Consider the following 24,132-nt stretch of genomic DNA (forward strand, 5'->3'; position numbering starts at 1 on the left):
TAGTATGAAAGTTTTAAAATTTGGTGGTACTTCAGTAGGAAGTGCAGTACGTATCAAAGGGTTGTTGGATATTGTAAACCCTTCGGAACGTCAGATCGTTGTGTTGTCCGCGGTAGCTGGAACGACAAATGCTTTAGTAGAAATTGGTCAAGCTTACACAGCAGGTAAGAAGGACGAGGCTAAGGATTTGATCAAGAAGCACAAGGATAAGTACGAAGACCTTATTAAGGAACTTTTTAATACTGAAGCTGGTTATAAAAACGGGAAGGAATTAATCGATTATCATTTTAACCTGATCTCTAGCTTGGCGAACGAGCTGTTTACGTCGATAGAAGAAAAGATTATTTTGGCGCAAGGTGAATTGATGTCTACAGCATTATGGCATTTTTACCTCAATGAAATCGGAATTCAGTCTGTCTTATTGCCGGCGTTGGATTTTATGAAAATCGACGAGGACAATGAGCCAATGGTGGAATACATCGGTGAGAAATTGAGTGCTATTCTTGCTCAGCATCCCGAAAATACCTTGTTTATTACACAAGGATTTATCTGTAGAAATTCGTTTGGTGAAATTGATAATCTGCGCCGTGGCGGATCGGATTATACAGCTTCATTGATTGGCGCCGCTATCCGTGCGGATGAGGTTCAGATCTGGACAGACATTGACGGTATGCACAACAATGACCCGCGTGTCGTAAAAGGGACAACACCGATAGCACATCTTAGCTTCGATGAGGCAGCAGAATTAGCTTATTTTGGGGCGAAGATATTACACCCACAATCGGTATTTCCTGCACAAAAATATAATGTACCGGTACGTCTGTTAAATACGATGGAGCCAAATGCTAAAGGAACATTAATTAGCAAAGATGGTGCACAAAAAGGTTGTATCCGGGCAATCGCGGCAAAAGATGGTATCACCGCAATTCATATTCATTCCTCAAGAATGTTGCTTGCTTACGGTTTCTTGCGTCGTGTTTTCGAGATTTTCGAACGTTATAAAACACCGATCGATATGATCACTACCTCAGAAGTAGCGGTTTCGTTGACCATAGATGATACGACAAATTTAGCCGATATCATTAAGGAAGTAGAAGATTTTGGATCTGTTACCGTAGACGGCGATCAGACAATTGTCTGTGTAGTTGGTGACTTTGGTTTGAATAGCCATGGCTATGCTGCACGTGTACTTGATGCTGTCAAACATCTTCCGGTCCGTATGATTTCATACGGTGGTTCGGATTTTAATGTATCCATTTTATTGAATTCGGATCATAAAACAGAGGCTTTACGTTCATTGCATAATCGTTTATTTTAAGAATTAGGTTTTATATGATAAATACAGCTATTGCGGCAAAATTTGCAGAGAAAGAAACGCCGTTTTATTACTATGACTTGGCCGTGTTAAACAAAACCTTGGAAGCGGCTTACGCAGCTTCCCACAAAAGGGGATTCCATGTTCATTATGCATTGAAAGCTAATTTTAACGATGTGTTATTAAAAGCCATGCAACAGATTGGCTTCGGTGCGGACTGTGTGAGCGGAAATGAAGTGAAAAAAGCTATCGAGTGTGGTTTTGCGCCTCAGAATATTACCTTCGCTGGCGTTGGGAAATCGGATAAAGAGATCAATTATGCATTACAACAAAATATCTTTGCATTCAACGTCGAGTCTATTCAGGAGCTTGAAGTTATTAACGAATTGGCATCAAAACAAGGTGTAAAAGCGAATGTTGCATTGCGAATAAATCCGAATGTTGACGCGCATACACACCATTATATTACAACAGGACTCGACGAAAACAAATTTGGTATTCCAAATGCGGATCTGGAGAAATGTGCCGCTGTTCTTAAGAAATGTGATTTTATAGAATTGGTAGGCTTACACTTCCACGTCGGATCCCAGATTACCGATATGACGGTATTCAAAAGTTTGTGTGTAAAAGTTAACGAGTGGAAAAACTGGTTTGAGGAGCGTGGAACACAGATTCGTGTGTTGAACGTCGGAGGGGGCCTTGGGATAGATTATAAAAATCCAGATGGGAATCCAGTTCCAGATTTTGAAGCTTATTTTGACATTTTTGATCGTTTCCTAGAGCGTAAGCCGCATCAGGAAGTTCATTTTGAACTGGGCAGAGCTTTGGTTGCTCAATGTGGAAGCTTGGTGAGCCGTGTATTATATGTTAAGAATGGTGTCAAGAAAAACTTTTTGGTACTGGATGCAGGGATGACTGAATTGATGCGACCAGCCTTGTATCAAGCTTACCATAAAATAGAAAATATTAGTGAAGGCAGCGCTACAGAAGCATTAAACTACGATGTCGTAGGGCCAATCTGTGAATCCTCGGATTGTTTTGGAAAGGAAGTACCTTTGCCGGTATCAAAACGTGGTGACTTGATCGCTATTCGTTCTGCAGGAGCTTATGGTGAAGTTATGGCTTCCCGCTATAATTTGAGAGAAGAAATCAGATTTGTCTACAGCGATCAATTGTAGGTAGCTATCCTAGACGAAGATAAGGAGATAAAGCCGGTTCATTTGTGAACCGGCTTTTGTTTTTTGGTGATCGATATCTGAATTGTCTTTTGTATACTTGCTTATGCTAACTGCAATCGAATTTCCTGTTACCATTGATTTATTTGGAAAGACCTTTCTCCTCCATCCCTTTATGGAAGGTTTGGGGATGTTTATGGGCATGCGTTATTATCAGCTCCTGAAATGGAAAGATAAGGAGAGCTTAGGTCATACCAACTCACTTTTAATTGTCATTGCAGCCGCTGTAGGAGCTTTGATCGGATCTCATGTGATCGGATCGCTTGAGCGCCCAGCGGAATTGTTTAGTGCCCTAAGTAAATGGCGTTATATCTGGCTAAACAATACGATTGTAGGTGGTCTGGCCGGTGGACTGGTCGGGGTGGAACTGATGAAAAAAATCATGCGCAAGCAAGAGAGCACGGGAGACCGCATGGTTTTTCCGCTGATTGTTGCGATTATGATTGGGCGGATAGGTTGTTTTTACACTGGGGTATTTGAGCAGACCTATGGCTTGCCTACGGAATGTCCATTGGGGATGTACCTTGGTGATGCTTATCGCAGGCACCCCGTTGCCTTGTACGAAATTGCATTTTTGATTCTGCTATTTATTTCCCTGCAATGGTTTAAACGGAGATTTATATTCCAAAATGGCGTACTGTTTCAGTTTTTTATGCTCAGCTATTTCAGCTTTCGTTTTTTATTGGATTTTATCAAGCCAAGGGTAGTTATTCTTTTCGGAGTGAGTACAATACAAATTACCTGTCTTGTCGTGATAATTTATTATATTTATTTATTGAATAATACGCATATAGAAAGGAAGGTCTAAATTATGTATTTACTCGAAGGGTCATTTGGTTCGGAAAACACAGCTGTATTGGGCTTGTTTTTACTGTTTGGAGGAGCTATAGTCATCGGAATAGCGCTTTTGGTCATTATTATTGGTTCGATTATGAAATCCAATAATAAAGAGTCTACATTTAATGTCAACCTTTGGCTTAAAGTGCTTTTGGGTGGTGTTGGAGCGATGATCGCAGGTGGAGTTGCCTGTGGAATAGCATTAAGTTAATAACGATAAGATATATGCCAGTTAGAAATTATACCTATTACGATTATACCATTAGTCTGTGTCCGACCTGTCTTTCGCGTGTAGGAGCAAAAATTATCATCGAAGATGAAAAGGTTTTTATGACCAAAAATTGCCCTGATCATGGTTTTTTCAAAACCCTGATCGCCACAGATGTTGAATACTATAAAAATATCCGAAATTATAACAAAGCGTCTGAGACGCCATTGAAATTTGAGAACGAGGTTCATTTTGGTTGCCCGTATGATTGTGGCCTCTGTGTCGATCATGAACAACACAGCTGCCTGTCTATCGTTGAGGTGACCGATCGTTGCAACCTGACATGCCCGACCTGCTACGCCATGTCTTCACCTCATTATGGGCGGCATCGTTCACTGGAGGAAATCGAACGCATGTTTGACAAGATTGTCGAAAATGAGGGCGAGCCTGATGTCGTTCAGATCAGTGGTGGAGAACCAACTATTCATCCGGAGTTTTTTAAGATTTTGGATATCGCTAAAACGAAACCAATTAAGCATTTGATGCTGAATACCAATGGTATTCGGATTGCGAATGACCCTGGATTTGCCGAACAGCTTGCCACCTACGCTCCGGAATTTGAAATTTACCTCCAATTTGATTCTTTCCGCCCGGCCGTGCTGGAGAAATTTAGAGGAAAGGATTTGACTGATGTGCGGAAAAAGGCAATCGACAAGCTCAATACGTTAAACCTAAGTACGACACTTGTCGTTGTCCTGGAAAAAGGAACCAACGATGATGAGATCGGAGCGATATTGGATTATGCTTTGAACCAGCGTTGTGTTCGTGGTGTAACCTTCCAGCCCGTAGAAATTGCCGGTAGAAACGCGGAGAATGCACAGCAACATAAGATGACCCTCACTGAGGTCAGGCAGGAAATCTTAGATCAGTATCCGCTCTTGAATCCGCATGATATCATTCCGGTACCCTGCAACCCAGACGCTTTGGCCATGGGCTATGTGCTTAAGATTGGTGATGAAAGGATTCCGCTAACACGGCATATTGACCCCGCTGTACTCTTGAATAATCAGTCTCGCAATACCATTGTGTATGAACAGGACACCGGTGTGCAGATGCAGTTGCTGGATATTTTTAGTACCGGTATTTCGGTGGATAAAGTAAAACCAAAGGTCAATCAATTGCTTTGCTGCCTGCCTGATGTGTGTGCTCCTGAGCTGGATTATGATAATCTTTTCCGCATCATTATCATGAATTTTATGGATGCTTATGACTTCGATGTGCGCGCGGTCAAAAAATCCTGCGTACATATTGTCAATAAAGATCTGAAGCTAATCCCCTTTGAGACAATGAATCTGTTTTACCGTGATGACAAAGTCAAGCGTTTGGAGGAACTTAAATTATCGGATGCTATACGATTTTAAGCTTAGATAAGCTATTTTTGTCGGAAAAATAATAATCGTTATCGGCTTTCCTGAAACTTCATTTTGCGGAGTTCTCCTGTGAGGCACAGGTTATTATTTAGAGAGATTAACATATTGGGCGTATGAAATTGAGCAGCATGAAACATTTCATTGTTTTTATAATAAGTCTATTGGCATTGCATCTGTATGCTATCGGACAAGATTCGGTTCAGGTAAGAAGAGGTGTCAGTACCGATAGATCACAGCCGCATACTGGTTTAAATAGAAGATCTGGTTCCGATTCGACAAGAGTAGGGAATGATTCGCTGCGAAATGACCTGCGGAAGGTAAATTTGACATTTTTGTCCAATATCCGTACAGCCTCTATGGCTGAGTTTGTCGCTCAGTTAAATGAAAAATCTAATTCTTATGCCACTACAAGTGCCAATTCCGCAAAAGATTCTGTCACAACAATAAAAAATTCGATTTCCGAAGAAATCAGACAACTTAAATCCATCAAAGGGAGTATTGCAAATTATTCCAACAGTTTAAGTAGCACAAAAGACCAAATCCGTAATATCGTCAATCATTATGATATCAATGCCAATAATCATTCACGGGCACATCAATACCTGAATAGCGCAGAACTTAAGTTATCATCAAAGATGGATTCGCTGGAAATGATCAATCGCACGATAGATGAGCTTATCCTAAAGAACCAGCGGCACCTCAATAGATTGGATCTGATTACTGAAACAAAAACTGCTGAGAAGAAGTCTACTACCGCTCCCGGTAAAAGTTCCATTTGGAAGGCCAATACGACAAGTATCTCGAAAGATGTTATTTTGGACAATATTCGCAGCAATTATAGTAACAATAAATCCATTGATAAATATGTCAATCGTACAGATTGGGCGAGCCGGATTCTGTTGATTGTGCTGGGATTGGCTTATTCGTATTGGATTGTGCGGGTTGCCTATGTGCTGAAACAAAATGATCCATCCAATAAGATAGCCATTGATGCGATTGTTGGGAAAACAATTATTTTTCTGCTAACCTTATTGCCCTTTGTCAATTTCTTTACGCCAACGTTCATCTTACAGGCGTCTCAGCTGGTGATCATGTTGATTTTTATGTATTTGCTAAGACATAAAATGACTGGACAGCAGCGTAAGATTGCGCTGATTCTGATCATCTTTTACCTATTGGATGTCTTTGTGAATATGATTGTGAGTGATGATCTGTTTTTGCGTATTGTGTGTATTGGTTTTAATCTAATCGCATTGGGATTGGTAAGCTATACGAAACGACGTATAAAGAATTCAGAAAGTCCGGGCTATATCAGTAATTTTATCTATGTGGTATTTGCGATCTTAAATATCACGGCAATCACGTTGAATGTCATTGGGCATGTGGAGCATTCACGCAGTTTCAGTATAGCCTGTGCGGTAGGTTTGGTGCAGTCATTTACCCTACAATATTTTGCGGACATGATCAAATTGGATGTCCGTAACCAATTCAAAAAAGACCGTTTGGTGGCGGGATTTTGGATGCGCTTTAATGAACAGCGCACGCTGACGATTATAACAGAGATCCTTCGGATTGTATGTGTCCTGTTGGCAATTATTGTTTTGGCCAATAATCTTCAGTTTATCGAAACCTTATTGACGCTTAGTGAAACATTCTTTGGAAAGGTGCGTAGTATCGGCAGCATATCGTTCACTTTGGGGAACCTTGTTGTTGCGGTTTTGCTCTTGCTGGTTGCCAATTGGTTTCAAAAGAATATCAGCCTCATCGTACTCGGTGGTGAAGATGGTCAGTTAAATCAGGCCTATAATCAAAAAATGACGCTGTTTCCGTTATTTCGTTTGGCAATTATTCTGATTGGTTTTTTTATCGCTATTTCCGCTTTGGGGATGAGCTTGGATAAACTTACCGTCGTTATCGGAGCGCTGAGTGTGGGGATAGGTTTGGGGATGCAAAATATCATCAACAACTTTGTATCTGGGATTATTCTCGTTTTTGATAAGCCTTTCCGCGTGGGAGACCAGATCGAACTCGCTGATAAAAAGGGGCGTGTCAAGGAGATCGGTATTCGTGCAAGTGTACTGAAAACTGCCGATGGTGCTGATGTAATTATTCCAAACGGTGATTTGCTGTCGGGTAGATTAGTCAATTGGACATTATCTCAAGAGTACAGTAGGATAAGTTTTGTCCTACATATCGATCGGAAAACGGATCTTGACGAAGCCAAACAATGGATCAAAGATGCTATAGCGGCGAGCCCACATTTCGTCAAGGAAAGAGATAGTGGAATCAGCGTGCAAGACATTAGCGAAGAAATGATTTATTTAAGTGTTTTCTGCTGGGTAAATTTCGCGGCGAATGCTTCATCTCTGAAAAATGATGTGTTAGTTGTCCTCTATAAACAGTTTGAGGAAAAAGGACTGAAATTCTATAGTGTATTACCTCCTAAATCTTGATGGGCAACCAGTGTCTTTTGTATGTTGCATGCTTGGGGTGGATCATAGGATTACTTTGTCTGTTGTTGGCGATAAGCTTTGGGGCTGTACCCCTTTGTGCGCTTGTAGAAATGGGATAAGTGGCTCTCGTCGACAAAGCCCAGTTCTTCGGCAATCTGTTTGAGTGTATATGCAGTGGACTTAAGCCGATGTTCTATTAATTCGATTCGGTACATATTGATGTATTCTCTCAGGCTACTCCCAAAGTTTTTCTTGAAATAAATGCCAAAATAAGTCGGGGAGAGGTTAAATTTCTGGGCAATTGTTTTTAGCTGAAGATACTCTGGGGTAAAGATATGCTGATGGATATAAGCCGAAATGGAGCTGTCGATGTGTAGTGTATGTGCCTGTGGCAAGCGCTGTATTTCGGATATTTCCTTATAGCGACCAAAGATAGCAACCAGTTGATCAAACAGCCATTGTGATCTCTGGTTGATAGCGGTAATACAGTATAGCCGGACCGCTTCCATAAGATGGGAATAAATCAAACGATCGTGATCGGTCATGTGCAATTTACTTTCTCGCAATCCTCGGTCGTTCATTAACTCCATAATCCAGGCGTAGAGTTTTTGATGACGCCGATTTTGCATAAAATAGCTATCCGTAAAAAGAATGAATAGGAAATGTGTTTTTTCGTGAATATTGAAGTAATGTTTATCTGCAGGGCTAACAAGAAAAATATCACCACGTTCATAATCCAATTCAAATTTATTGATGATATGTTTCCCCTGTCCGCTGCGTATATAAACAAGTTCATAATAATTTTGTTCATGCATAGGTAGATGGAAAGTGTCTTCCACAAACTCACTGATCAGTAATGGCTCGAATTGTTTCTTTCGCATGATCTTTTTTGTATATCGTATTAAATGTACATAAAAATAATGTATTTATACATGTTTTTACTAAGTATACTATTGCACTTTTGTGTCGTATAAAATTGTAGGAAAAACATGGTTAATTTTATAATGATTGCGTTTTGTATTGCTGCTGGTATGCTGTTGCGAAGGACAAATTTAATCCACAGTGAGGCGCATAAAGGAATCAATACCTGGATACTTTATTTTGCTCTCCCGGCGGTTTCGTTTAAATATATTCCAAAGATCGTATGGTCATCACAGTTGTTGTTTCCGATCTTTTCAGCAGTTTTGGTCTGGGCGGGAAGCTGGTTATTTATGGAATGGTATTGTAGGCGAAAATTCTATAAGCAGCGTTCCAGGAGCAGCCTGGAATTGGCGGCAGGCTATAGCAATACATCCTTCATCGGATTTCCATTGATTATGGCTTATTTTGGCGAAGCGCAATTACCGATTGCTATAATTTGTGACCAGACGACATTTATACTATTAGCTACTGCTGGTATCATCAATGCGCTGAAAGCGAATCTTCAGGAAGGGCAATCCATTGAGGCCAAATTTATGATCAGGAAGCTGATTACTTTTCCACCATTGATCGGTTGTCTTCTTGCATTGACCTTATCTCAGTTTATTGATTTTAGTGTTGCCGAACCTTTTTTTGATAAACTCGTGGCGACAGTAGGACCATTGGCGCTATTTTCTATCGGTTTACAGTTGAAGTTCGAGGGCTGGCGCCAACAGTTCGCACAAATTAGTACAGCCATGATCTATAAATTAATTTTGGCTCCCGCATTGGTTTTGCTATTTGCATTGTTACTTGGAGTAAAAGGACCTGTGGCGCGAATCAGTATTTTCGAAGCTGCCATGCCTACCTTAGTCACCTCAGGGATCATCGCTGAACAATATCATCTCAATGCAAAATTGGTGAATCTTGTTATCGGTTTTAGTATTGTAATCGGGCTAATGACAACGGCCTTATGGGATCTTGTAATCCGCTTTGCGATAGCCTAATGTTTAGCTTAATTTTTGGGAGAACTTCGATTTCGTGTGGGGACAATGCGCTGTGTATTAAAATAATACTGAGCTACAACTTTTTTGTTATTCAGTTGTTATAGCAGTATAACCATCTATAAAAGGAGGTATGTTATGAACCTGATACATAGAATTGAGCATTGGGGAAATGTCCATCATCCACAATGGATTGATTACCTAAGAATTGCCTTGGGTATTATGATTTTCGCCAAAGGCGTAACTTTTGTAAACGATAGGCAAGTGGTTGAGCACATGATTGAACAAAGTAGCTTTCATCTTTCGATTTGGGGCGCTGTTCACTATGTGGTATTTACACACTTGGTTGGCGGGTTATTCCTTATTTTGGGTTTTCAAACCCGTTTAGCTTCTTTATTGTTGTTGCCAGTCTTGGTGGGAGCTGTCTTTTTTGTTAATATCACCAATGGCTTTAGTTATGTGAATTCCGAATTGTGGCTTTCTATAGTCGTATTCTTTTTGTTGATCTTTTTTATGGTCATGGGATCTGGAAAATATTCCCTTGACAATATGATGAACAAACCAGGATATAAAAGGGATATCTAAAAAAGAAGCTCCTTCATAGATGAAGGAGCTTTTATGTAGTACTTATTACTTGCTTTGATTGTCAATCCAATTGCGCGCATTGACGAAAGCCTCTAACCAAGGAGAAACTTCATCCTGACGTCCTTTTGGATAGTTTGCCCAATGCCATTGGAAAATTGAGCGCTCGATATGCGGCATTGTGGCCAAATGGCGACCAGTTTTATCGCAGATCATCGCTGTATTGTAATCCGAGCCATTTGGATTGTGTGGATATTGCTCATAACCGTATTTCGCAACAATATTGTATTGTTCCTCTGCATACGGTAGATTGAATTTTCCTTCACCATGTGAAATCCAAACACCCAATGTACTTCCTGCTAATGTAGAAAGCATAACGGAGTTATTTTCCTGAACTTTCACGGAAATGAAATTTGACTCGTGTTTGCCCGAAGTGTTGTGCAACATTTTACCATGAACCTCGTGCTCTGGATTGATCATTTCCAATTCCATAAACAACTGGCATCCATTACAGATACCAACCGAAAGCGTGTCTGGGCGTGCAAAGAAATCGGTCAATGCCTTTTTCGCTTTCTCATTGTAGAGGAATGCTCCGGCCCATCCTTTTGCCGAACCCAGTACATCCGAGTTGGAGAATCCACCAACAGCACCGATAAATTGAATGTCTTCCAAAGTCTCACGGCCTGAAATCAAGTCAGTCATATGAACATCCTTCACATCAAAACCTGCTAAGAACATCGCATTTGCCATCTCGCGTTCCGAGTTGGAGCCCTTTTCCCGAAGAATTGCCGCTTTTGGACGTGCTTTACTTCCGTCGATCACCGGTTTTTTGCCGTTGAACTGACTTGGGAAGGTAAATGTTAAAGGTTGATTTTTATAGTTATCGAAACGTTGTTGTGCAGTTCCGTTTTTCGATTGTTTCGAATCCAATAGGAATGAAGTGGTCGACCAAACATCACGTGTTGCCGCAACATCAAAGCTGAAGTTCTCTTCTCCGTTTTTGATGGTAACGGCGTTTCCTGCTACTGCCTGGCCAATTTTTATGGCATTTACGCCAGCTTCTTTAACAGCTTGCTCGAAAACAGTATCATTTTTAGCTTGAAGTACAAGTCCAATATTTTCACTGAACAATACTTTTACAGCATCAGACTCATTTAATCCCGAAAGGTCATAATTTGCAGCCAAATTCACATCTGCAAATGTCATTTCCAAAAGGGTCATGATCAAACCACCGGATCCGATATCATGACCGGCTTCGATTTGGTTATCGTTGATTAATTGCTGAACGGTATTGAATGCTGTTTTGAAATAGTTTGCATCTTGGATTGTGGGAACTTCTGCACCTAATTTATTGACAATCTGAGCGAAAGACGAACCACCTAATTTGAAGTTGTCTTTTGATAGATTGATGTAGTAAATGGATCCTGCATTTTTGTTTAAGACAGGTTCAACTACTTTAGTAATATCCGTACAATTTCCAGCTGCTGAAATAATCAATGTGCCGGGAGCAATTACATTTTCGCCATTTGGATATTTTTGCTTCATCGACAGGGAGTCTTTTCCTGTAGGGATATTGATTCCTAGTGCGATTGCAAAATCCGAACAAGCTTTGACAGCCTGATAAAGTCGAGCATCTTCACCTTCGTTATTTGCTGCCCACATCCAGTTGGCTGACAATGAGATGCCTGCAAGACCATTTATAATCGGTGCAAATACGATATTTGATAATGATTCTGCGATAGCAGTTTTACTAGCCGCTGCCGGATCAATTAATGCTGCGACAGGGGAGTGCCCTATCGTTGTTGCGATACCCTCTTTTCCTTTGTAGTCAAGAGCCATGACACCAACGTTATTTAAAGGTAACTGTAATGGACCTGCACATTGTTGTTTGGCAACACGGCCACCCACACAACGGTCCACTTTATTGGTCAACCAATCTTTGGAAGCCACAGCCTCCAATTGTAGTACCTGATTTAAATAGCTCGGGATATCCGCAGAATCATAGGTAAGATCTGCATAATTACGAGCAACTATTTTATCACGCATAAAGGTCTTTGGTGATGAACCAAAGAAATCCTCTAAGGCATAATCCATTGGTTTGGCACCATTGCTTTTTGATGCAAATGTGAAGCGGTGATCTCCGGTGACATCACCTACGGTGTACATTGGTGCACGTTCACGATCAGCAACACGCTTTAGGATTGCAATATCATCTTCAGCAATCACCAAGCCCATTCTTTCCTGAGACTCATTGCCGATGATTTCTTTTGCTGAAAGCGTAGGGTCACCTACCGGAAGCGCATCAAGATCAATTAAACCACCTGTTTCCTCCACCAATTCGGATAGACAGTTGAGGTGTCCACCAGCGCCATGGTCATGGATAGAAACAATTGGGTTATGATCTGCTTCAACTAAGCTTCGTACAGCATTGGCCGCACGTTTTTGCATTTCCGGATTTGAGCGTTGAATGGCATTCAATTCAATGCCTGACCCGAAAGCACCTGTATCAGCAGAGGATACTGCTGCACCGCCCATACCGATACGGTAATTTTCACCTCCTAAGATGACGATTTTATCACCTATTTTTGGGGTATGTTTTTTGGCTTGATCCAATTTTCCATAACCGACACCACCAGCTTGCATGATGACTTTGTCATAACCAAGCTTACGGCCTTCTTCTTCATGTTCAAAGGTCAGTACAGATCCCGTAATCAAGGGTTGTCCGAATTTATTACCGAAGTCAGAAGCTCCATTGGAAGCTTTGATAAGGATATCCACTGGTGTTTGGTAAAGCCATTGGCGTTCTGGCATTGCTTTTTCCCAAGGACGATCTTGCAATAGACGGGAATAGGCTGTCATATAGACCGCGGTACCCGCCAAAGGAATCGCGCCTTGACCACCGGCCATACGGTCACGAATTTCACCACCAGATCCTGTCGCCGCTCCAGAGAAAGGCTCTACAGTTGTTGGGAAATTGTGGGTTTCGGCTTTTACGGATAAAACAGAATCGAAAGATTTCTCCTCGTAAAAGTCAGGCTTGTCAGCGGATTTAGGTGCAAACTGGGTGACCCGTGGGCCTTTAATAAAGGCTACGTTGTCTTTATACGCAGAAACAATCTCATTTGGATTTGTTTCGGAAGTTTTCTTGATTAATTTAAATAGGGAAGTAGGTTGTTCTTCACCATCAATGATAAATGTACCATTGAAAATCTTATGTCTACAGTGCTCAGAATTGGCTTGTGAAAAAGCAAAGACCTCGGAGTCTGTTAAAAGACGGCCCAATTTGGTGGCAAGATTGTTTAGGTAGGCTACTTCTTCCGGATTTAATGCCAATCCTTCGGATTTGTTGTAGGCGTCAATGTCTTCAATTTCCAAAATAGGTTCTGGTGTGATGTTGACCGTATACATATCCTGCGTCAACATACTGAACTTTTGCGAAATCATTGGATCGAAATCATTGAAATCTGCTGGTACCGGTTGAAATTCTTCGATACGAACAATTCCTTCAATACCCATGTTCTGTGTGATTTCTACTGCATTGGTACTCCAAGGAGTGACCATCGCTGCGCGGGGGCCTACAAAGTAATGGTTAAGGGTTTGGTCGTCGAGTTTTTTGGCGTTGCCGAATAGCCAGTTGAGTTTAGTAATGTCTTCTTGTGATAAAGAGTTTACGCTTTGAACACCATATACGGTGTTCGATGGGTTCTCAAAGAAATGAATCATTATAAATGTTTGTTTTGAACGTTCTTCAAATTAAAGCACAAAGTTACATATTATTTTTATGGAAATGATTGAATTTTGATTAAAAAATAGTGGTTACTATTCGGTTTAAAAACAGTGAAATAAAGGTTCTAATGTAAATAAATGTAAAGTTATGTTAATTCGTGTAAATAAATGTTATCATTCTACCCGCTATTAGGATAGGTCGCTTGTAGGTGGTAGATTCGTAAACCCTATTCCCTATGAGTATAACATGATCGAGCCTTGGGATGTGGATCTAATGCGTATCCCAAGGCAAAGATTGAATTAGGCTGTCGATCAACCAACTTCATAGTCATCTTCTATTCGATTTTTTTCAATCTTTAAGAATCCTGTTTTCTCAGTGCATTATAACGAGCAAGGCGGGTAGCAATCAGGATATGGCAGATTGCAAAGAATGCGAGGAACAGTAAGATTATAGTAGGGTGAGCGCCTGGGAAAATGCATGTATTGACAGGGATAAATTGATATACTACGCAATTATAATTGCATACAAAGTCAAATTTATCTAAGTTTGTGCATCAAATCAAATTCGAGATGAACATTTCATATAATTGGTTAAAACAACACGTTAATATAGATTCGACGCCGGAGGAATTATCTTTGATCTTGACAAACACAGGATTGGAAGTAGAGGCACTGGACGTCGTACAGAGTATCCCCGGTGGATTGGATGGTTTGGTCGTTGGCGAAGTAAAAACTTGTGAGCAACACCCGAATGCTGATAAATTGCGCGTTACTACAGTTGATGTAGGCGCTTCTGAATTACTGAATATCGTATGTGGGGCGCCAAATTGCCGTACAGGATTGAAAGTAATTGTGGCAACAGTAGGTACAACATGTCACCCTTTGAGCGGAGAACCCTTTAAGATTACCAAATCTAAAATTCGTGGCGAAGTATCCGAAGGTATGTTATGTGGTGAAGATGAAATCGGTTTAGGTACATCGCATGCCGGTATTGTTGAATTGCCAGCTGATGTTGCGGTAGGGACATTGGTGAAAGATCATTTCAATATTCAGGATGATTACCGTTACGAAATAGGCCTTACACCGAATCGTGCGGATGCGGCATCCCATTTAGGTGTAGCACGCGATATCGCTGCTTATTTCCGTACGAATATTCTAAAAGCGGATATTTCGGCCTTTCAAGCGGCTGAGGAAGCAGGTACAGCTGTTGTTGTCGAAGACACTGCGGCTTGTCCACGTTATAGTGGAATCAATATTTCCGGTGTTCAGGTTGCAGAATCACCTGATTGGTTGAAAGAAAAATTAAATGTGATCGGTGTACGTCCAATCAATAATATTGTGGATATCACCAATTATATATTGCACGACCTAGGCCAACCATTGCATGCGTTTGATGCGGATAAAATTGCCGGTAACAAGGTGCTTGTCCGTACAGCAAAAGAAGGGGAGAAGTTTGTGACCCTAGATGCTGTGGAACGGACGCTTTCTGCTGAAGACCTTGTGATTGCAGATGCTGAAAAACCAATGTGTATCGCTGGTGTTTTTGGTGGTGCACATTCAGGTGTTTCGACAGAAACAACCAATGTGTTTTTGGAATCGGCTTATTTTAATGCTGTATCAGTGCGTAAGACCTCTAAAAGACATGGTCTGAAAACAGATGCTTCGTTCCGTTTCGAACGTGGTACAGATCCTAACATTACTGTAGAAGCGTTAAAACGTGCGGCATTGTTGATTCAGGAAATTGCTGGAGGGACGATATCTTCGACCTTGAAAGATGTATATCCTGTCGAAATTAAACCATTCTCATTCCATGTGAGCTATGCGAACGTGGTAAGTTTAATTGGGCAAGCAATCCCAAATGAAGAAATTAGAGCTATTATCGTTGCCCTTGGTATTGAGATTGCTTCGGAGACAGCTGCGGGACTAGATGTTTTAGTGCCTGCTTATCGTGTCGATGTAACCCGCGAAGTAGATGTTGTGGAAGAGGTATTACGGATTTATGGCTACAATAACATCGAACTAAAATCCCAAATTAAGGCTTCCTTAAACACGGTCGAAAAACCAGATAAAGAAGTTGTCTTAAATCAACTTGCGGACTTATTGATCGGTAATGGATTCCGTGAAATATTGGCAAATTCGTTGACAAAGCTTGATTATGCAGACGACAGTGAAACTGCTGTCAGATTGTTCAATCCCTTGAGCTCGGACTTGGATACCATGCGTCAAAACATGTTATTCTCTGTGTTGAATGCCATTGAATATAATCAGAAGCGTAGAAATTTTGATCTGAAATTTTTTGAATTCGGCAAAACTTATGCGTTGGACGGTGAGGGATATAAAGAAACGCAGCATTTGACTTTTGCAATAACAGGCAGAGAGGAAGCTGAACAGTGGAATAGCAAAAAAGGTAATGTCAATTTCTATAACCTTAAAGCTGCAGTTGATACCATTGTCAAACGTCTAAAGATTGAGGGCATACAAATACAAGATGCACCGAGCAATCATTTTGCCTACGGATTGAGTTATATGAAAGGTCAGAAATGTCTGGTTTCTTTCGGTGCGGTAGCTAATGCCAACTTGAAAAAAGCAGATGTTGAGGGGCAGGTTTTCTTTGCAGATTTTGACTGGGATGTCTTAATGAAAATCATTCGCAAGAATAGTATTCAATACAAGGAAGTGTCGAAATTCCCTGCTGTACGTCGTGATTTATCCCTGTTGATTGACGAAAATGTGAGCTTCGATAAGCTTCAATTTGTCGCTCAAAAGACCGAACGCAAGCTTTTAAAGGAGGTAAATGTGTTTGATGTGTATAAAGGTGATAAAATTCCGGAAGGGAAAAAGTCTTATGCTCTGAGCTTTATCCTGCAAGACGAAGAAAAAACATTGACCGATAAACAAATTGATGCGATAGTTCAAAAATTAATTGTTAATTTTGAGAAGGAACTAAGCGCAGAGGTGCGTGGTTAATTAGATATAGAACATTAATTGGTAATATTCGATTTACGCTATGGCAACATTGTCTTCACAAATGAATCTGATCGTTGAGAAAACGAAAAACTTAATTCAAATGTGCGAAGTCTTGCAAGAAGAAAATGATTTGCTTAAATTAGAGGTACAATCCTTAAAAGTGGCTTTCGACGCGAGCAACGATAAAAGCAAGCAGTTGGAAGAGAAAGTCAAGGCGCTGGCAGTAGCCCGAACCTTGGATTCAGAAACGGATAAGGAAGCAATTAATGAAAAAATACTTGACACAAAACAAAAAATTAACGATTTTGTGCGAGAAATAGACAAGTGTATTAGTTTGTTGAAGTAGTTGGAATTTGGAGATTATCGGAATTTAAACTAATACAACGTTAAAAAGCTCAAAGAAATGGGAGAGATTTCCATAAAAATAAATATCGCAGATCGTGTTTATCCCCTTCGGGTGGAAAGCGCGGAGGAAGAAGTGATTCGACATGCTGCGAAATTGATAAATGAAAAAGTAAAGGAATTGCAGGAAAACTATACTGTTAGAGATAAGCAGGATTTGTTGTCCATGTGTGTATTGCAGTTCGCTACGCGAATGTTAAATGCGGAGCGACAGTCCCAGAACCACGAAGTGGGGCTGGAGAATTCAGTACAGGAGCTTGATCAGTTGTTGACGGATTTCTTTAACAAATAAATTTACGTTCTTTATATTTAGAGCTTAAAACGACGAATTTGCCGCAATTAAATTCGGGTTGTCACTATTTTAAACTTAACGCTTCAATATTACAGGCGCAAAAAGATATAGGCCATTTTGCGAAAGCCATCTGGGTCATAATCTAAGCCTAATTATGTAATCACGAAGTTTAATAATACATGAGACCTGTTTAAATTTAATTGCGGTTTTTTTTTGTTTTGAAACCATCATGCGTTGGGCCTGTTTGCATACAATGTAAACATTGTCTGATTCAATCGCTGGTATTCCCAAGAAGTATATCGGAATACCAATGGCATTAAATCAGCTGGTGTCCAGTTCAAAAAATGGCAAAGATATTTATGCTATTGAAATTTAATAATTAATAAAAACAAACATATATAATACAATTATACATACATGGACGTCGCAATTTATATCATAATTTCTCTGATTGTTGGTGTAGTTATAGGTCGTTATCTGCTGGTTCTGTTATTCAAAAAACAAGAACAGGAAGCCAAAGATAAGGTAAATAGCATACTAAAAGATGCAGAGCAAGAAGGAGAACACATTAAAAAGAAACGCCTTTTAGAGGCTAAAGAAAAATTCCTTCAACTAAAATCCGAACATGAAAAGGAGGTGAATCAACGTAACAACACCATCAACCAAAAGGAAAATACGTTGAGACAGAAAGAACAATCGATTAACCAAAAGCTTGAAAGCATCAATCGCGATAAGCAGGATGTGGATACCAAAAAGAAGCAATTGGATAAATTGGTTGAACTTAATGAAAAGAAATCCGAAGAAGTCGAGGCTTTAAAATTACAACAGATCAAACAATTGGAGAGTATCGCTGGTGTTACAGCTGACGAAGCTAAAAACCAATTGGTGGATTCATTGCGCGAGGAAGCCCGTTCCCAAGCAATGATTCAGATCAAGGATATTGTGGACGAAGCGAAATTGACCGCGACGAAAGAAGCGAAAAAAGTCGTTATCCAAACGATCCAACGTACCGCTACTGAATCTGCAATCGAAAATACCGTTTCCATTTTCAATATCGAAAATGATGAGATCAAAGGTCGTATTATTGGTCGTGAGGGCCGTAATATCCGTGCATTGGAAGCTGCAACAGGTGTAGAGATCATCGTGGATGATACACCGGAGGCAATTATCCTTTCTGGTTTCGATCCAGTACGTCGTGAGATTGCCCGTTTGGCTTTACACCGTCTTGTAACGGATGGCCGTATCCACCCAGCTCGTATTGAGGAGGTTGTAGCAAAAACACGGACACAGATTGAAGACGAGATTGTTGAGATTGGGGAACGTACAGCTATCGATCTGGGTATCCATGGATTGCATCCTGAACTGATCCGTATGGTGGGACGTATGCGTTACCGTTCTTCTTATGGTCAGAACCTTCTACAGCACTCTCGTGAGGTTGCCAATTTTGCGGCAACAATGGCTGCTGAGTTGGGATTGAATGTAAAACATGCCAAACGTGCCGGACTATTGCATGATATTGGTAAAGTGCCTGATGATAATCCTGAATTGCCACACGCGATTCTAGGTATGCAATTGGCTGAAAAATATAAGGAACATCCAGATGTTTGTAATGCCATTGGTGCTCACCACGATGAAATTGAGATGACAGCCTTAATTTCTCCTGTGGTACAAGCCTGTGATGCTATCTCAGGAGCACGCCCTGGAGCACGTCGTGAAGTTGTTGAAAGCTACATCAAACGTTTGAAAGAACTTGAAGACTTGGCACTATCTTACCCTGGTGTCGAGAAAACTTTTGCGATACAGGCAGGTCGTGAATTACGTGTCATCGTTGAGAGTGAAAAAGTATCGGATGCGCAATCAGAAATATTGGCAGCTGATATCTCAAACCGTATACAGACTGAAATGACTTATCCAGGTCAGATTAAAGTGACTGTCATCCGGGAGACGAGATCCGTATCTTACGCGAAATAACGTATGGAAGAGTCCTGAAAAACAAAACAGGATCTTTGGTAAACAAATAATAATAAAAACGCCTCAATCATTGATTGGGGCGTTTTTTTGCTGTATATTTTGATGCGGGGAAGTTTTCGGCGGTCCACCTGTGCGAACATAGTTATTTCTTCTGAAAATCTGTTTATGCGTCAAAAAACTCCATTAAATCATCCACACTATGCAGCAGATAGGTTGGCTTTTCCTTCATAAGTTCTTCCTCACTACCATATCCATAAAGCACAGCGATGGCATCCATGCCCGTTTCTCGGGCGCCAATTAGATCGTGCTTGCGGTCGCCGATCATAATACAGTGCTGTGGATCAGTCAGCCTAGCCTTATCCAATACGTACTGAATGACACTTGTCTTGGTCGGTCTGGAATCGTCCAATGCACTTCCGCCAGCAAAATCGAAGTAACTGTCGATTGCAAAATGTTGTAAAATCTTATGTGCAAAAATTTCGGGTTTAGAGGTCGCTAAGTATACCTTGTAGTCTTTCGATTTTAGTCCTTCCAGTAATTTGGGGATACCATCAAAGAGCAGATTCTCATATAAACCCTGGGTCGCAAAGCGTTCACGGTATTTGTCCACACAAGCCAAAGCTTCCTTTTCGTCAAATCCATAGGTATGCATGAAGGTATCTTTCAACGGAGGGCCAATTAATGGCTTCAGGCTATTTAAATCAGGCGTATGTACTCCTTTTGCTTCGAGTGCATACGCAATGCATTTGGTGATGCCCTCAGCAGGGTCTGTCAGCGTACCATCGAGATCAAATAAGATATGTTTGTAAGACTTCATGTTGCAATATTACGTAATTGGATAGGAGATTGCCAGTTAAAGGTCGAAGAAAGCATATAATGACAAGCGACAGACTAAAAAAATGAGAATATTATTCCGTTCAACGGTTTATGCAGATCAATATTTATTAAATTTGCCGAATGAAACAAAAGAAGAAAGTTCAGGAAGTAGAACCGAAACGTCCAGTAGATACCTATTTTGAGGAATTGGATGCTAATTTTCAAGATCCAACCAATCGTATTATTCAGATCATCTTTTTGCCGTTGTTATTCTTCGGTGTGATGGGCTGTATTTGGATGATTCCTTTTCCACAGTTTGAATTTTTAGTGAAGCTCAATTGGCACACCTTTTTGAATTGGGGTTCTTTCTTCATTGCAATTATCATCTATTTTTACCTGAAATTATCCGCAACCCTGTCTTATGCAATTTTGTTCTCGATAGGAGCAATGAGCTTTTTTATTGTTCAGTTGGAATATGTACAAAAAAACGGTGGTCCTGCGGTAATCTGGGTATGCTTGGCGATCACATTGCTGGCGTTAGTCGCACTGTTTCTCGGTAAAGGAAAAGAGAAAAAGGCAATTACTGGAAAGCAGTTTCTGCAATTTCTACTGATAGGCCCGATATGGCTATGGCATTTTGTATTTCAGAAGTTCAATATTAGATATTAACCCATTTGCCGTATAGTTGTTATACTGAAAGAAAAGCAGGTTTATGGAGCTGTTTGAACTGAGGTTTTGACAGTTGGGTTGATAAGAAGCGAAGGCTGGATTGTACAATACAATCCAGCCTTCGCTTCTTTATATGCCTGTCGATCGGTCCGATCAATTTTTATAATTAAACCATTTGATGATTTCTTTGAGACTGGCTTTCTTTCCATAGATCAATATCCCTACACGATAGATACGTGCAGCTACCCAAGTGATCAGTAGGAAGGTTAAAATAAGCAAAGCTAATGAAGTCAATATCTGCCATAGGGGGACACCAAAAGGAATACGAACCAGCATAGCGATGGGGGATGTAAATGGAATAAAACTCAGCCAGGTGGCAATTGGACCATTGGGATCGTTAATAATAACTCCGAAAGAAAGAATATACGTCAACAATAGGGGCATGGTGATCGGCATGGAAAACTGATTGGCCTCGGTTTCGTTATCTACGGCAGAACCCGCAGCGGCAAATATAGCGCTATACAGGAGGTAACCTGCAATAAAGAACAGAAAGAAGAATACAATAACCTCTGTGAAGTTGAAACTTTGGATTGAAGCGAGAATAGAGGCAGAACCACCTTGTCCCATTGCTTTGGATACTGTTCCCATATTGGCCGCTCCAGGCTGACCGGCGGCGACTTCCTGTATGTCTTGTGGATTGACAAATAATGTAGTAGCCACAAGAAAGAGCCCTAGCGTGAGTACAAGCCACATCACAAATTGTGTAAGGCCAACCATACCGATCCCTACAATTTTTCCCATCATAAGCTGAAAGGGTTTTACAGAAGAAATAATAACTTCTATAATGCGATTGCTTTTTTCTTCAATGATACCCCGCATGACTTGCGCGCCATAGAGAAAGAGGGACAGGTAAACCAAAATAGCCAAGGCGACTCCAATCCCCATGGCTATTGCCGTATTGCTGTTTTTTTCCTCACCGTCTGCCGTTATTTCTTTCGCTTCAATATCCACCTTAGGTTTAATCGACTGAATCAGCTTGAGGTCTATCCCTTTGGCTTTATATTCCTTTTCCCGAATGATGTCTTCCAACTGACCACTGATAATCTCCTGCGTGACAAAACTTGTTTTGCCGCTGGTAATCAATTCAGCCTTTTGTGTCGTCAGGATATCTTGAGGGATGTATAAGATCGCCTGTTTGGTTTGCTCTTGGGCCAGGCGTTGCTTTTGTTGCTGCAGCGGTAGCTGACTCTTCTTGTAGCTTACATTTTTATTGCTTTGAAGCCTATTGGCAAAGTCGCCCTGTTGATCAATGATAAAGACTTCTGTATGGGCATCTTTAAAGCTCTTTTTTGTCAGGTAAAACATACCTGCATACAGCGCAAAAAAGAAGAGGGGGACCGCGAAAGTCATCACAATGAATGATCTTTTCTTGACTCGGGATAGATATTCCCGTTGAATGATGAGTAATATCTTATGCATGATCTGGGGATAAAGGTGAGACCTCAGTAACCTTCTGGATAAAAATATCTGCCATGGAAGGGACAAGCTCAATGATTTGATTGAGCTGTATTTTTGGTAATAATTGTATTAATACATTGTTTATATTGACATCTTTATTTAGCTGAATAGTAGTATTGTAAATATTTTCTTTTTGTGATGAGCTGATAATTTTAAATAGACTTTCATTGCTGATGTCAATACCTTCTGCATTGGGGGTAAATTCCAATGTATAGGTTTGGTTTCTGTAGTCTTTCTTGATATCTTGTACGGGACCATCCAGGATTTTCTTGGAGCGGTGGATCAAAGCAATATGGTCGCAGAGTTCTTCTACCGTTTCCATACGATGGGTAGAGAAGATAATTGTAGCACCTTCCGCATTTAACCGTAGGATCTGTTCTTTGATGATATTGGCATTCACTGGGTCAAAACCTGAGAAGGGTTCATCAAGGATAATCAATTGCGGTTGGTGAATAACCGTGGCCACAAATTGCACCTTCTGCTGCATTCCCTTGCTGAGATCTTCAATCTTCTTATCCCACCATGAAGTTATATCAAGTCGCTCGCACCAATCGTGTATTCGATGTAAAGCTTCTTTTTTTGAAAGCCCTTTCAATTGTGCCAGGTAAAGCATCTGATCCCCGATTTTCATTTTTTTGTAGAGACCACGTTCTTCCGGAAGATAGCCTATCTGGGCAATATGCTGTGGGCCTAATACTTCCCCATTAAATTGGATTTCACCGGAATCGGGTGCAGTGATCTGGTTAATGATACGGATCAGTGATGTTTTTCCGGCCCCATTGGGTCCCAGTAGTCCAAAAATCTTTCCTTTTGGAATCTGGATGGATACATCGTCCAATGCGCGATGATTGGCGTAATCCTTGGTGACATGATTGATTTCGAGTAACATCTTTTCTAAGGTTTAATTAAATTCTGTATGGAGAAAAAAGAGCATATATCCTGTGTTATCAAAGATACACTTGTTTATTTTGACTATTAGTATGTAAATGCCCGTAAATGTTACAGCATGACCATGAAGTTTTTTCTGGTATAGAAGCGGCGGAAACCTTGTCAAACGGATTCATTTAATGTACCTTTGTTCCATGGAAGTAAAAAAAGCCGAATTCGTGTGTAGCAACACGAGAGTTGACAAATTACCTGCGCCAAATTTGCCTGAGTACGCCTTTATAGGTCGTTCTAATGTAGGTAAATCTTCTTTGATCAATGCTATGACAAATAAGAAGGGCCTTGCCAAGACCTCTCAAAAACCTGGTAAGACTCAATTGATCAATCATTTTATTATAGACGATACGTGGTATCTGGTCGATTTGCCCGGTTATGGATTCGCGAAAGCATCCAAAACGAGTCGCAATGAATGGGAGAAATTCATTCGTAGATACCTGACACATAGAGATAATCTACAATGTGTATTTGTCTTGGTGGACAGTCGTCTTGAACCGCAGAAGATCGATCTTGACTTCTGTTACTGGTTGGGTGAATGCGGCTTACCTTTTATGCTGGTCTTTACCAAAGCAGACAAACAATCGGCAGTGAAATCTGATGCAAATATCGCGAAATTTAAAAAGGAGCTTTTGCAATGGTTTGAGGAGGTGCCAACGATCTTTTTAACTTCGGCTGAAAAGAAATTAGGTCATGAGCCTATTTTGGAGACCATTGATGAGGTCAACCGCCGATTTGTAGGGCCAGAGCCGGAAGAAAGAATGCCGTTTTAAGTATTTCAAAAAAATAAATATTGGTTCAACACAATAGCTTCGTCAATCTGATCATTGTCGGGGATAGGATGACGAACGTTTTAAAGTCAAATAAGATC

The 24,132-nt window shown here is 40.6% G+C and carries 19 protein-coding genes; 14 read left to right on the forward strand and 5 right to left on the reverse strand.

The window, feature by feature from the left end:
* The first annotated feature begins 4 nt into the window (after positions 1–4).
* The 6 genes from DFQ12_RS20200 to DFQ12_RS20225 all read left to right on the forward strand — a co-directional run bounded on the left by DFQ12_RS20200 (position 5) and on the right by DFQ12_RS20225 (position 7,478).
* Complete coding sequence (locus DFQ12_RS20200) at positions 5–1,318, forward strand: aspartate kinase (protein WP_120260845.1); 1,314 nt, start codon at positions 5–7, stop codon at positions 1,316–1,318.
* A 14-nt stretch (positions 1,319–1,332) separates the two neighbouring features.
* Positions 1,333–2,493: a diaminopimelate decarboxylase gene (gene lysA, locus DFQ12_RS20205; RefSeq protein WP_120260846.1), complete on the forward strand. Its 1,161-nt coding sequence runs from the start codon at positions 1,333–1,335 to the stop codon at positions 2,491–2,493.
* Positions 2,494–2,596: 103 nt separating this feature from the next.
* Positions 2,597–3,358: a prolipoprotein diacylglyceryl transferase gene (locus DFQ12_RS20210; RefSeq protein ID WP_120260847.1), complete on the forward strand. Its 762-nt coding sequence runs from the start codon at positions 2,597–2,599 to the stop codon at positions 3,356–3,358.
* 3 nt (positions 3,359–3,361) lie between these two features.
* Entirely contained in the window at positions 3,362–3,598 is a 237-nt protein-coding gene (locus DFQ12_RS20215; protein ID WP_120260848.1) for a hypothetical protein, read from the forward strand.
* Between the two features lie 14 nt (positions 3,599–3,612).
* Positions 3,613–5,016 (forward strand): radical SAM protein, encoded by a 1,404-nt coding sequence (locus tag DFQ12_RS20220; protein WP_120260849.1) that lies wholly within the window; start codon positions 3,613–3,615, stop codon positions 5,014–5,016.
* 137 nt (positions 5,017–5,153) lie between these two features.
* Positions 5,154–7,478 (forward strand): mechanosensitive ion channel family protein, encoded by a 2,325-nt coding sequence (locus DFQ12_RS20225; protein ID WP_167457319.1) that lies wholly within the window; start codon positions 5,154–5,156, stop codon positions 7,476–7,478.
* Positions 7,479–7,528: 50 nt separating this feature from the next.
* On the opposite strand, the gene DFQ12_RS20230 is transcribed toward DFQ12_RS20225, so the two are convergent.
* The gene (locus tag DFQ12_RS20230; RefSeq protein WP_120260851.1) at positions 7,529–8,359 is read right to left on the reverse strand and encodes an AraC family transcriptional regulator; all 831 of its coding nucleotides are present in this window, start codon (positions 8,357–8,359) and stop codon (positions 7,529–7,531) included.
* Positions 8,360–8,467: 108 nt separating this feature from the next.
* On the opposite strand from DFQ12_RS20230, the gene DFQ12_RS20235 reads away from it, so the two are divergent.
* A complete protein-coding gene (locus DFQ12_RS20235; protein ID WP_120260852.1) occupies positions 8,468–9,382 on the forward strand; it encodes an AEC family transporter in 915 nt (304 codons plus the stop codon).
* Positions 9,383–9,517: 135 nt separating this feature from the next.
* On the forward strand, positions 9,518–9,964 hold the full coding sequence (locus DFQ12_RS20240; RefSeq protein WP_120260853.1) for a DoxX family protein: 447 nt from the start codon (positions 9,518–9,520) through the stop codon (positions 9,962–9,964).
* A 45-nt stretch (positions 9,965–10,009) separates the two neighbouring features.
* On the opposite strand, the gene purL is transcribed toward DFQ12_RS20240, so the two are convergent.
* Positions 10,010–13,684: a phosphoribosylformylglycinamidine synthase gene (gene purL, locus DFQ12_RS20245; protein ID WP_120260854.1), complete on the reverse strand. Its 3,675-nt coding sequence runs from the start codon at positions 13,682–13,684 to the stop codon at positions 10,010–10,012.
* Between the two features lie 573 nt (positions 13,685–14,257).
* On the opposite strand from purL, the gene pheT reads away from it, so the two are divergent.
* The 4 genes from pheT to rny all read left to right on the forward strand — a co-directional run bounded on the left by pheT (position 14,258) and on the right by rny (position 19,319).
* Complete coding sequence (gene pheT / locus DFQ12_RS20250; RefSeq protein WP_120260855.1) at positions 14,258–16,654, forward strand: phenylalanine--tRNA ligase subunit beta; 2,397 nt, start codon at positions 14,258–14,260, stop codon at positions 16,652–16,654.
* 40 nt (positions 16,655–16,694) lie between these two features.
* Positions 16,695–17,000, forward strand: coding sequence for a hypothetical protein (locus DFQ12_RS20255; RefSeq protein ID WP_077432703.1), 306 nt, complete (start codon positions 16,695–16,697; stop codon positions 16,998–17,000).
* Between the two features lie 57 nt (positions 17,001–17,057).
* Positions 17,058–17,348: a cell division protein ZapA gene (locus tag DFQ12_RS20260; protein WP_077432704.1), complete on the forward strand. Its 291-nt coding sequence runs from the start codon at positions 17,058–17,060 to the stop codon at positions 17,346–17,348.
* A 417-nt stretch (positions 17,349–17,765) separates the two neighbouring features.
* Positions 17,766–19,319, forward strand: coding sequence for a ribonuclease Y (gene rny / locus DFQ12_RS20265; RefSeq protein WP_120260856.1), 1,554 nt, complete (start codon positions 17,766–17,768; stop codon positions 19,317–19,319).
* 163 nt (positions 19,320–19,482) lie between these two features.
* Here rny and DFQ12_RS20270 read toward each other — a convergent pair whose 3' ends face one another.
* Entirely contained in the window at positions 19,483–20,136 is a 654-nt protein-coding gene (locus tag DFQ12_RS20270; RefSeq protein ID WP_120260857.1) for an HAD family hydrolase, read from the reverse strand.
* A 140-nt stretch (positions 20,137–20,276) separates the two neighbouring features.
* Between DFQ12_RS20270 and DFQ12_RS20275 the strand changes: the two genes are divergently transcribed.
* Positions 20,277–20,804, forward strand: a complete 528-nt coding sequence (locus tag DFQ12_RS20275; RefSeq protein ID WP_120260858.1) for a DUF962 domain-containing protein — start codon at positions 20,277–20,279, stop codon at positions 20,802–20,804.
* 153 nt (positions 20,805–20,957) lie between these two features.
* On the opposite strand, the gene DFQ12_RS20280 is transcribed toward DFQ12_RS20275, so the two are convergent.
* Together DFQ12_RS20280 and DFQ12_RS20285 are read right to left on the reverse strand one after the other, a co-directional pair.
* Positions 20,958–22,283, reverse strand: a complete 1,326-nt coding sequence (locus DFQ12_RS20280; RefSeq protein WP_120260859.1) for an ABC transporter permease — start codon at positions 22,281–22,283, stop codon at positions 20,958–20,960.
* Complete coding sequence (locus tag DFQ12_RS20285) at positions 22,276–23,211, reverse strand: ABC transporter ATP-binding protein (RefSeq protein ID WP_120260860.1); 936 nt, start codon at positions 23,209–23,211, stop codon at positions 22,276–22,278. Before DFQ12_RS20285 ends, DFQ12_RS20280 begins: the two co-directional genes overlap by 8 nt.
* A 193-nt stretch (positions 23,212–23,404) precedes the next feature.
* Here DFQ12_RS20285 and yihA point away from each other — a divergent pair, with 193 nt between their 5' ends.
* Entirely contained in the window at positions 23,405–24,034 is a 630-nt protein-coding gene (gene yihA / locus DFQ12_RS20290; protein ID WP_120260861.1) for a ribosome biogenesis GTP-binding protein YihA/YsxC, read from the forward strand.
* Positions 24,035–24,132 lie beyond the last annotated feature (98 nt).

This window comes from Sphingobacterium detergens (assembly GCF_003610355.1).
GTDB classification, from domain to species: domain Bacteria; phylum Bacteroidota; class Bacteroidia; order Sphingobacteriales; family Sphingobacteriaceae; genus Sphingobacterium; species Sphingobacterium detergens.